Raw genomic sequence first — 11,908 nt, 5'->3', positions numbered from 1 at the left:
TAGTAGCATTGGGATATCTGGAAGAAATTGCCCGGTTGATTGTGGAATCTTCTGATTTGGCAAAAGCTGCAGCCGAGTTGAGAAAAGAGATTTATGATGGGATTGAAAATTTTGCCATCACCTGTAAGGAAGGATACGGAGAGGTCTATGCTTATGAGGTGGACGGCTATGGTCAGTTCAATCTGATGGATGATGCCAATGTTCCAAGTCTTCTTTCTATGGATTATCTGGGATATGAGGGAAAGAATCCTCAGGTGGCAGAGAACACAAGAAATCTGATTTTAAGCGAAGCCAATCCATTTTATTATAGAGGAGCCAAGGCAGAAGGAATCGGAAGTCCTCATACACCGGTAGAATATATCTGGCATATTGCCTTGTGCATGCAGGGATTAACAGCATCCACAAGGGAGGAAAAAAAGAAAATGATCGATCTTGCAGTATCTACAGATGGCGGGAAAATGCTGATGCATGAAGGTTTTTGTGTCAAGGATGATACGCAGTATACCAGAGAATGGTTCGCCTGGGCAAATGCCATGTTCAGTGAGCTTGTGATGGACTACTGTGGATACAAAATTGAAAGATAATGTGTAATTTGTACACCAAATGTAGAATTCTCCAAATTGAGACTAGGAACGTTACATAGTAAAATGTTTTTAAAACAATAGAGACATAGCCACAAGGAGGAAATTATGTTTTTAACCGATAGAAAATTGGAACGGCGAATTGCAGAATTGAAAGAATACAGATATAGAGATATTATAAATCTCAATGAATTTACAGTACAGGAAGATACTCAGGGAGTTGTGAATCCGGTACTGCCGGAAGTCTTTACAGGATGGGATACATTGCGTGTAGGGGATACATGGAAAGGACGTGATCTTTTTCTGTGGATGCATAGAGTGATTCAGGTACCGGCTGAGTGGAAAGGAAAGAAAATTGTAGGTATTTTTGATTTTGGTAATACAGGTGCCGGTAATAATGCCGGATTTGAGTCCATGTTGTACCTGAATGGTAAGATGTATCAGGGCGTGGATGCCAATCACAAAGAAGTATTTTTCGATGATACATATTGCGGTACAAATATGTATGTAACCTTTCGCCTTTGGTCCGGCCTGGAAGGCGGCGGGGTACCTACACCGCAGGAACATCGTATTGCCAGAGCAGATCTTGCCTGGCTGGATGAAGAAGTGGATGATTTTTACTATTTGGCTTCTATGGTCTGGGAAACTATTAAGGAACTGGATGAATTTAATCCGGTACAGCATGATCTTCGCAAGGCACTGGACACGGCCTGCCATTGTATTGACTGGGCATATCCGGGAAGTGATACCTTCTATGAGAGTGTCCATGAGGCAGATCATTTGTTGAACGAGTCGATTGACAGTATGGATAAAAAGTCATCTGTAAATATCCGCTGTGTAGGACATACACATATCGACGTGGCATGGCTCTGGCGCCTGAAACATACACGTGAGAAATGTTCCCGTTCTTTTACCACGGTTCTGCGTTTGATGGAACAATATCCGGAATATGTTTTTCTACAGACACAGCCGCAGTTATATGAATATATGAAAGAGGAGTTCCCGGATATTTATAAAAAAATAAAGGAACGTGTAGCGGAAGGCCGCTGGGAAGCAGACGGTGCTATGTGGGTGGAAGCGGACTGTAATCTTACCAGCGGAGAATCTCTTACAAGGCAGATTCTTCTTGGAAGCAAATTTATCAAGGATGAATTCGGTAAAGATGTAGAGTACCTGTGGCTTCCGGATGTGTTCGGATATTCCTGGGCACTTCCACAGATTCTGAAAAAAGCCGGGATTAATACTTTTATGACAACAAAGATCAGTTGGAATCAGTATAACCGTATGCCTCATGATACTTTCAAATGGAAAGGAATTGATGGCAGCGAGGTTCTGACACATTTTATTACTACACCAGAACCATGGAATGAACCGGGATCCTGGTTTTATACCTACAATGGAAAGCTGATTCCAAAAACTGTCAAAGGAACCTGGGATGCATACAGTGAAAAGCAGATGAACAAGGAGCTGTTGATTGCTTATGGATTTGGTGATGGCGGCGGCGGGGTCAACCGGGATATGCTGGAAAACAGACGTCGTATTGATAAGATACCGGGACTTCCGAACCTGAAAACTTCCACGGCAGCAGAATATTTCAGAGATTTGCAGGAAACTGTGAAAAATACAGACCAGTATGTGCATACATGGGATGGAGAACTGTATCTGGAGTATCATAGAGGAACCTATACAAGTCAGGCATATAATAAGCGTATGAATCGAAAAATGGAGCTTCTGTACCGCAATACAGAATGGCTGACGGTTATGAATGCTCTGAAAATGGGAGGGCTTACATATGCCAGACAGGAAGAACTGACAAAAGGCTGGAAACACATTTTGACAGATCAGTTCCATGATATTATTCCGGGTTCTTCTATTCATGAGGTATATGAAGATTCCAGAAAAGATTATGAATATATCCAGTCTGTGGCACAAGGTGTGCAGGAAGATGCTTTGTCCCATATTATCGAGGATAAAAAGGACTGCTATACGGTATTTAATGCCTCCGGATGGAAGAGAAGCGAAATTGTGACAATTCCAAACGAGAGAGCAGGTATCTACCGGGATGAGCAGGGGAATGAGCTGGATGCACAGCAGGCGGGAACTGTTACCTATGTGGAAGTGAAAGATATTCCGGCGATGGGAACAGGAACTATTATCTTTGAAGAAAAGAAAGCAGAAGAAACTGAGGCAGAGTTTACCATTTGTGGAAAAAACATCGAAACTCCATATTACAGCATGTCCATGAACGGATACGGACAGATTACCCGTCTGTATGATAAAACATTTGCGAGAGATGTTCTGCCAAAAGGAGAGAGGGCAAATGTGTTCCAGATGTTTGAGGATAAGCCGCTGGACAATGATGCCTGGGATATTGATATTTTCTATCAGGAAAAGATGCGTGAAATCACAGACATGACCAAATTTGAGGTGATTGAATGTGGTCCTCTGCAGATGAAAATCCATATGGAATGGAACTATATGAATTCATTTATCGCACAGGATATGGTTCTCTACAGCAATACCAGAAGAATTGATTTTAGGACAACCGTGGATTATCATGAGCAGCATCAGCTTTTAAAGGTGGCATTTCCTGTGGATATTCGCTCTACTTATGGAACATATGATGTGCAATATGGAAATGTAAGGCGCCCGAACCACTGGAATACAAGCTGGGATCAGGCAAGATTTGAGAGCGTGGCACACAGATGGGCCGATCTTTCTGAGAGAAACTATGGTGTCAGCTTATTGAATGACTGTAAGTATGGTCATGACATTAAGGATAATGTAATCCGCATGAGTTTGTTAAAGGCTGCCACCCATCCCGATCATCTGCAGGATCAGGGTATGCATGAGTTTACCTATGCATTACTTCCTCATGGCGGAGATTTTGTTGAAGGTCGTGTGGTACAGGAAGCTTATGCATTAAATGATCCGATGTTGGTAGTGCATGGTATCAGTGATCTGGGATATGAAAGTTTTGTGAGGTTTGATAATGATCAGATTGAACTGGATGCAGTGAAAAAATCAGAGGATGGAGACTATATTGTGATCCGATTCCATGAGTTTGCGGGTTCTGCACAGAATGTGACAGTATATCCGGGATTTCATTTTAAGTCCTGGGTAGAATGTGATTTGAGGGAACGTCCTGTGGGCAGTGTATCACAGGAAAAAGAAATACATCTTTCAATGCATGCTTATGAAATTAAGACTATTTTAGTTCAATTATAAGGAAATCAGCACATCTGGATAAAGAAGAGTCAGTAAGTTCTGGCTCTTCTTCTGGTATATTGATAAAAGATTTGTTATACTTGATAATATAAAAATCCAGGCTGAAGACGTGGTGAAAAATGGAGAGAAAAGGTTCAAAACAATTATATAATAAGCTTTTGTTTATATATACAGCAGTTATCGCCTGTGTTGTGTTGGCATTAATGTTTTATTTTTGGAATAGTACAAGAAACAGATATCTTGAAAGAAACCAGGAATATTTACACAGAATGCATGAAGAAGCTGTAGAATATATCAATGATTGCAGAGACATTTCAACATATTTGCATGAAGAGTTATATAAATCCAATATGGAAATGAATGACTTGCTTCATTATCTGACAGATGCTCCTGAAAAATATCAGGAATATCGTCTTGATACATATTCGCAGTATAAGCTGCTTGATTATAATGGTATTGAAGATTTTTCAGCAACGGCATTTGAGGCATATCCATCATTGAAACGTCTGGCTTTTGTAAGTTACAGCAAGGGTGATCTGACCTCTTTTAATGGAAGCAAGAGTATTTACCGCAGAGAAGATGGAGATGTTGCCCTGGAACGGATTAAAAGCGGAAATCTGGCAGAGTCGGGTGAATTTTCTTTTCTGAAAGAGATTCGCGATCCATTAAACATGCAAAATGTTGGCGCTATGATAGTCACTTTTCATACGAAAAGATTTGGAAACATTTTGACTGCCTATAATCTGCCAGAGCTGATTATTTATAATGAAAGCGGCACTTTAATCTATGCTTCATGCTCAGACTGCAAAGTTGAAGAGATAGAAAAGACTGAAGGAGCTGCAGAATTAGAAGAAAAGTTAAATGCATATATTCAGAGTACAAATTTAGAGAATTATCATATTATCAGTTACCTCAAAAAAGCAAAAGCAGCAGAAATACCTTTTTCAATCATGATAATGATTGCGGGGGTAGCAGTGGCTGTATTTTTGATCAGTGAATTTCTGGTGAACTATTATCTAAAGCGTGTATCTGCACGGTTAAACGTGATATTGGATGGTATGACGCAGGTTATGGGGGGAGATTTGACAGTTCGACTCGCTGCTGAAAAGAATGGAGATGAGCTGGATGTCATTGCATGTCATTTTAATGAAATGTGTGAAAAATTAGACCTGCATATACAGAAAAGCTATCTTGCAGAAATCGAGCAGAAAAACGCAGAAATGTCGGCTCTTCAGAGTCAGATTAACCCGCATTTTCTGTATAATACACTGGAAGCGATTCGGATGAAAGCAATTTGTAACGGAGATTCAGAAGTAGGAAAAATGCTTTACAGTATGGCAGTCACATTTCGCAGCCAGCTGAAAGAGGCGGATATCATTACACTTGCCCAGGAACTACATTATTGTAAAAAATATCTGGAGCTTTTTGAATACCGCTATCCAAGCCAGTTTAAGTCCAGTGTAGACTGTCCGTTGGAGTATATGCAGATCCCGATTATTAAGTTTGTACTTCAGCCTATTATTGAAAATTACTTTATACATGGAATCAGAATGCGTGATAAAGATAATTTTATATGCATCAGGGTAGAAAAAACAGCAGATGATTATGAGATCATTATTGAAGACAATGGCCGTGGAATGTCGGAAAAAGACATCAGAGAAAAGAACAGACAGCTTACGGAAAATGTAATGGAAAAAAATGAATCTATTGGTATATCCAACGTAAATCGGCGGGTGAAAGCTGTATACGGTAATACATATGGTGTAAGTCTGGAGCAGGTTGAAACTGGCGGATTACGGGTTATTTTGAGATTTAAGCCGGAAGAGGATAATGAGAATGAGAAAAGTAATGATTGTTGAAGATGAAGAACTGATCCTGCAGGGTATTAAAAATATTGTTCATTGGAATGAACTGGAATTGCAATTGGTTCATATGGCACACAGCGGACAGGAAGCATTGGAAATGTGGAAAAAGGAACCAGTTGATATTATTCTTACGGATATAGAAATGCCAGAAATGAGTGGCCTGGAGCTCCTGAAAAAAATCCGCAGCGAAGAGGAACTTGTCAGGTTTATTATACTTACAGGGTATGACGATTTTGAATATGCCAGGGAGGCCATTCATCTGGAAGTGGAGAATTATATATTAAAACCTATTAACGAGGAAGAGCTGGAGAAACAACTAAAAGAAGCAGCAGCGAAACTGGAAGAACTGGAGAAGAAAAAAATCAGGTATATAGATGAAAAAACAGAGTGGCTTCAGTTCCTTTCCGGTAAAATATCTGAGACGGGATATGAATATTACTGTGAGCGTCTTCAACTTTATATGGGAAGCGGTCATTTTTGGGCGGCAGTGATGAAATGGAGTACAGATAGTGTAAAAGAAAACAAAATTACAGATATGATTTTGTCACTTCAAAATACTGAAAAACAATTGCGTGTTGTTCATTTGCCACCGGACTGCCTGTTACTTTTGCTTGACGGATTTGGAGAATCTCAGGAGGTAAAGGAGTATTTCCAGAGGATTCAGAATGAGATTGAAAGCCAGTTTGATATTGTAACGTATATTAGTATTGGACCTGTTTTTGATAACTACAGGAAACTCCCAGAATGTTACAGAGTGGCTATGAAGCTTCAGAAATATCTTCTGGTGGACGGTTTTGGCAGCTGTGTAGATGAAAAACATATTCAGGACAGGAAAAGTGAAGATATAGTCATTGATCGTACACTGCTTCGTAAACTAATTTTGAAAAAAGAGAATGAAGGTGCCTTAGGTTACATAGAAGATCTATTCATTAATAATGTGAAGACAGGTGTTTCTCTTGAATCCCTGTATCAAATGACCGTCCAGATTGCGATGCTCCTGCAGGAGATTAAGAAAGAATATAAACTGGATAATTATGAAACTTTACATAATCTTCCGGATCTTCTGGAGACTATTTACAGGGCAGATGATATCTTTGGTATAAAAGCGTTGTTTATTTCTGAAATTAATGAAATTATACGATATCTGCATGAAGAGGATTCCCAGTATACTCCGGTTGTACGCCAGATTATGGATGAGGTTCAGAAAAATTACAAAGAGGATATGAATTTGAAGACACTGGCATATAAATATCATATGAATGCATCTTATCTGGGACAGATTTTTCAGAAGGAAGTAGGTTGTTCTTTTACACAATATTTAAGCAGCAAGAAAATCGAAATGGCAAAAGAACTTATCTTAAATACAAATATGAAAATAAGCGATATTGCAAAACAGGTAGGATATCCGGATACCAGTTATTTTTACAGAAAATTCAAGCAGCATTATGGAGTTGCGCCGGTATCTTTGCGAGAAATGAAGAAGTATTAGGGAGAGAAGTGACTGTCCGGCACGAAAGGCTGGGCAGTTTTTTTTAGGTATATTTCAATTCTAGAATTTGTACAAGGAATCTAAAAGTTTTCAACTTTTAGAAAAAATTTAGAAATGTTATAGTAGTTTTACACAAAGGGGGACAGCATGAAGAACAAAGTGCTAAAGAAATTGACGGTAATTATGGTACTTAGTGCATTAATAGTTGGAGCATGGTTGGTTATTAATGATAAAAGATCAGAAGAACGTGAAAAGGTGGAAGATGTTATAGAGCTTACATGGTACCAGCTTGGAGAAAAGCAAAAGGATACAGATATAGTTCTGGAAAAAGTAAATGATTATCTTGCGGGAAAAATTGGTGTAAAGCTGGATATTGTCAATGTAGAAGGAGCTGACTATACAAAGAAGATGCAGGTTGTCATTAATACGGGAAGTAAGTGGGATCTTTGCTTTTCAAGTTCATGGGCAAATGATTATCTTCAGAACGCTGATAAAGGTGCATTTCTGGCATTGGATGAGTTGGTTCAGAACACAGAGATGTATGAAAAGATTGATTCCAGATTCTGGGAGGCGGCCAGGGTACAGGGAAAAATTTATGGTGTACCAAGCGAAAAAGAATTAGGCAATATGCAAATGTGGGTATTTACAAAAGAATATGTAGATAAATATGAGATCCCATATGAGGAATTACATACATTGGAAGATTTGGAACCGTGGTTAAAAGTAATCAGGGAAAATGAGCCAGATGTAATACCGTTGTATATTACTAAGGATTATACTGCACCAACTTATATGGACAAGATTGCGGATCCAATTGGAATTGAATATGGTGATGAAACACTGACTGTTAAGAATGTATTTGAAACAGAACGGATGAAAAATACATTGAAGACCATGAGAAAGTATTACAAAGCCGGTTACATAAATAAAGATGCAGCAACAGCATCAGATGATAAAACACAGAAGCGTTTTGTGACAAAAGGGGACGGCCAACCTTATGCAGAATTGATATGGGGAAAGGAATTGGGATATGAAGTAGTGGTATCTCCAATTATGGAAACCAGTATTACCAATATATCGGCTCGTGGCGCATTGACTGCAGTCAATGCACAAAGTGAACATCCTGACAAAGCGGTTGAGTTGTTAAATCTGATTAATACAGATCTCTATTTAAGAAATCTTTTAAATTATGGTATTGAAGGCATACATTGGGAAAAAGTAGAAGTTTCAGATGAAGAAGCAAAAAAAGTTGAAGGAAAACCTTATATTTATGACACAAAGGTAAAACTGATAAAAGATAAATTTAGAAATTATTCCGTACATTATTGGGTACAGGGAGGTTTGTTTAATACTTATGTTCTGGAGAATGAACCGATTGATAAGTGGGCAACTTTTAAAGAATTTAATGATGCATCAGAGGAAGCCTCTTCTTTCGGATTTGACTTTAATCTGGAACCGGTAAGCAGTCAGGTGGCTGGATTCCGATATATATTGGATGAATTTGGAAAAGCTCTTTATACAGGGAGTGTGGATCCGGATGAATATCTCCCGAAACTGCTGGAAAAACTCGATGATGCTGGAATCCAAACAGTTATTGATGAGATGCAGAAACAGGTAGATGTGTGGAAGGAGGGAAGATAGATGGGATGTATTTATACATATTTCACCGTTTTTTGATGATGATGAGAATGGCGGATATGTAAAAAAATGTATTTTATAAAAAGGGAGGTTTTGAAACATGGAAACAAAGAAATCACCAGGATTAATGGCGAAAGTACGCAGAAAAAGGTGGACGAAAGATGATACAGAGTTAACACTGCTGTCTCTTCCAACATTACTTTGGTACTTGATTTTTTCCTATCTTCCGATGTTTGGTGTCGTGATTGCATTTAAAGAATATAAACTGGCACCGGGAGGACATGCATTTCTGTATAATCTGTTTGCCAGTGACTGGGCAGGATTTAAGAACTTTAAGTATTTCTTTACATCTAATTCTTTTTTTATGCTGCTGCGTAATACCATTCTTTACAACATAGCGTTTATTATCATCAGTGCTACAGTTGCAGTGGGTGGTGCATTGATGCTGAGCAATATGCGAAACAAAAGAGGGTCTAAGGTTTATCAGACTATGATGTTCCTGCCCTATTTTATGTCTTGGGTAGTAGTCAGTTATTTTGTATATGCTCTTCTGACACCGGAAAAGGGATATTTGAATGGTATCATTACTGCATTGGGTGGCAATCCTGTTATGTGGTATCAAGAGAAAAAATACTGGCCATTTATCCTGGTTATTCTGAACACCTGGAAAGGTATGGGATATGGAATGGTAATGTATCTGGCAAGTATTACAGGTATTGATCCTTCTCTTTATGAGGCGGCCGTTATGGATGGAGCCACGAAAAAGCAGCAGATAAGGCATATTACACTTCCAGGAATTAAGCCTGTATTTATTATGATGCTGATTCTTGACTGTGGAAAGATTTTTAATTCGGATTTTGGCCTTTTCTATCAGGTGACAGGAGGAATACCTCAGTCACTGTATACTACGGTGTCTACATTTGATACATATGTGTACAACGCAATTCAGTCTACAGCACCTATCGGGCAGACAGCAGCAGCATCCTTTTTTCAGGCAATCTGCAGCTGCGGAACGATTCTGCTTGCCAATTGGGTGGTGAGTAAGCTTGATAATGAAAACAGAATTATTTAAGAAAGGAGTGGGCAAAAGTGAGTAAAAAGGTAAAAGAACAGTCTTCCCTTAATCAGATTAAGACTTCAACAAATGTTTTATTTAATATCATTTTTTTATTATTGGGATTGATGTGTATATTCCCATTGCTGTTTGTCTTCTCCATTTCAATTACAAGTGAGGAAGCACTTCGTAGCGGGACCTATCAGATTATTCCGCAGCAGCTATCCAATGCGGCTTATATGTTTCTTTGGAATGAACGTGGCACGATTCTCAGGGCATTCGGTATGTCCGTGCTGGTAACGGTAGTTGGTACAGTTATTACAATTATACTGACTACTTCTATGGGATATGTGGCATCCAGAAGAAATTTTAAATTAAAAAAGCTTTATACATGGATTATCTTTATACCTATGGTATTTAACGGTGGTATGCTTGCTTCCTATGTAGTAGTTAATAATATATTGAATCTGAGAAATACCATATGGGCATTGATTCTGCCACTGGCATGTTCATCTTTCAGTGTTACGATATGCAGAACATTTTTCAGGGTAACTGTACCGGATGCATTGATTGAAGCTGCTAAGATTGATGGGGCAGGACAATTCAGGATATGGTCCAACATTGTACTTCCGATATCCAAACCGGTTATGGCTACAATTGGAATGTTTGCTGCATTTGGATATTGGAATGACTGGTTTCAGGCATCTTTGTATATTCAGGATAAGAACCTTCAGACACTTCAGTCTTTACTGAATAATATTCAGAAAAATATTGAATATATTGCAAATAATCCGTATGGAGGATTATCCCTTCAGCAGTACAAAATGGGTATGCCGACAGAGTCTGTACGAATGGCGATTGCAATTGTAATCATTGTTCCAATTGCTTGTACCTATCCGTTTTTCCAGAAATATTTTATTTCCGGTCTGACAATCGGTGGTGTAAAAGAATAAAAAAATATTGAAAAAAGGAGAAAACCATGAAAACAAGAAAAATAATAGCATTGGGTCTTGCAGCAGTTATGACTGCAGGTATGCTGACAGGCTGCGGTGGAAGTAAAAGTAAAGAAAACGCTTCCAATGATAAAGGCGAGGAAGTGGTTACTTTGAAATGGGTGACAATTGGTAATGGAATGCCGTCCAATTATGATTCGTGGATTGGAAAGGTGAATGATTACATCGGTGAAAAAATTGGTGTGAATCTGGAGATGGAAGTTATTCCGTGGGGTGACTGGGATAACCGCAGAAATATTACAATCAGTACCAATGAGCCTTATGATATCATCTTTGGCACTGGAAATAATTACATAGCAGACATCAAGCTGGGCGCATATGCAGACATCACAGATCTGATTGATGAGAACATGAAAGAATTTAATGAATTAATGCCAGAGAAGTATTGGGAAGCAGTTCAGGTAGATGGAAGAATTTACGGTGTACCTTCTTATAAGGACAGTTCTATCTCCAACTATGCTATATGGGATAAAGAATTGGTAGAAGAATATGATATTGATTATAAAAATCTGACTGATCTTGAAAATCTGACACCAGTTTTTGAAATGCTGAAGAAAGAGAAAAATGACTACCCGGTATATATTAAAAATGACGGTGTATATTCTATCTTTGATGTGTATGATCAGCTTGGCGGTGGAACACAAATCCTTGGTGTAAGATATGACGATCAGGGAGGAAGAGTATGTTTCACTCTGGAAGAACCCGATATCTATGCTGCACTTGAGACCTTCTATGACTGGAATCAAAAAGGAATCATTAATCCTGATGCAGCAACTCTGACAGAAGGACGTGTCTATAATATGTGGCGTATCGCTCAGGGATGGGAATCAGCAGGTGTTACCTCCTGGGGACCGCAGATGGGCAAAGATGTTGTAGTTGCAAAGGTTGGAGATACTATTCTGTCTAATGAAACAGTTCGCGGTTCTCTGAATATGATTTCCGCAAACAGTAAATATCCGGAAAAATGTTTACAGCTTTTGAATCTGGTTAATACAGATACCACTCTTCGTGATATGTTCTATTATGGGGAGGAGGGTGTA

General features: G+C 38.8%; 8 protein-coding genes. All 8 read left to right on the top strand.

Annotated elements, in window-relative coordinates; translation table 11 throughout:
- Positions 1-584: glycoside hydrolase family 125 protein (locus AC075L_RS08220; protein WP_476387534.1), on the top strand; the 584-nt coding region annotated here is incomplete at its 5' end.
- Positions 585-689: 105 nt separating this feature from the next.
- Positions 690-3,809: an alpha-mannosidase gene (locus tag AC075L_RS08215; protein ID WP_118409331.1), complete on the top strand. Its 3,120-nt coding sequence runs from the start codon at positions 690-692 to the stop codon at positions 3,807-3,809.
- Between the two features lie 269 nt (positions 3,810-4,078).
- Positions 4,079-5,668: a histidine kinase gene (locus AC075L_RS08210; protein WP_182448899.1), complete on the top strand. Its 1,590-nt coding sequence runs from the start codon at positions 4,079-4,081 to the stop codon at positions 5,666-5,668.
- On the top strand, positions 5,646-7,163 hold the full coding sequence (locus AC075L_RS08205) for a response regulator transcription factor (RefSeq protein WP_118409329.1): 1,518 nt from the start codon (positions 5,646-5,648) through the stop codon (positions 7,161-7,163). Before AC075L_RS08210 ends, AC075L_RS08205 begins: the two co-directional genes overlap by 23 nt.
- Before the next feature lie 147 nt (positions 7,164-7,310).
- On the top strand, positions 7,311-8,804 hold the full coding sequence (locus AC075L_RS08200; RefSeq protein ID WP_118409328.1) for an ABC transporter substrate-binding protein: 1,494 nt from the start codon (positions 7,311-7,313) through the stop codon (positions 8,802-8,804).
- Between the two features lie 97 nt (positions 8,805-8,901).
- Positions 8,902-9,873, top strand: coding sequence for an ABC transporter permease subunit (locus AC075L_RS08195; protein WP_243099526.1), 972 nt, complete (start codon positions 8,902-8,904; stop codon positions 9,871-9,873).
- A gap of 17 nt (positions 9,874-9,890) precedes the next feature.
- Complete coding sequence (locus tag AC075L_RS08190; protein WP_118409327.1) at positions 9,891-10,808, top strand: carbohydrate ABC transporter permease; 918 nt, start codon at positions 9,891-9,893, stop codon at positions 10,806-10,808.
- 26 nt (positions 10,809-10,834) lie between these two features.
- Positions 10,835-11,908, top strand: a 1,074-nt coding sequence (locus AC075L_RS08185) for an ABC transporter substrate-binding protein (RefSeq protein ID WP_476387533.1), incomplete at its 3' end; no start/stop codon positions are given.

The organism is Blautia sp. ZXY-1-B12, assembly GCF_056339915.1.
The sequence above is the reverse complement of the archived record's forward strand: the minus strand, read 5'-3'. Positions and strand labels throughout refer to the sequence as shown.

Coding starts and splice junctions, on each gene's coding strand:
- AC075L_RS08215 (WP_118409331.1), top strand. CDS start 690: ATGTTTTTAACCGATAGAAAATTGGAACGGCGAATTGCAGAATTGAAA.
- AC075L_RS08210 (WP_182448899.1), top strand. CDS start 4,079: ATGCATGAAGAAGCTGTAGAATATATCAATGATTGCAGAGACATTTCA.
- AC075L_RS08205 (WP_118409329.1), top strand. CDS start 5,646: ATGAGAAAAGTAATGATTGTTGAAGATGAAGAACTGATCCTGCAGGGT.
- AC075L_RS08200 (WP_118409328.1), top strand. CDS start 7,311: ATGAAGAACAAAGTGCTAAAGAAATTGACGGTAATTATGGTACTTAGT.
- AC075L_RS08195 (WP_243099526.1), top strand. CDS start 8,902: ATGGAAACAAAGAAATCACCAGGATTAATGGCGAAAGTACGCAGAAAA.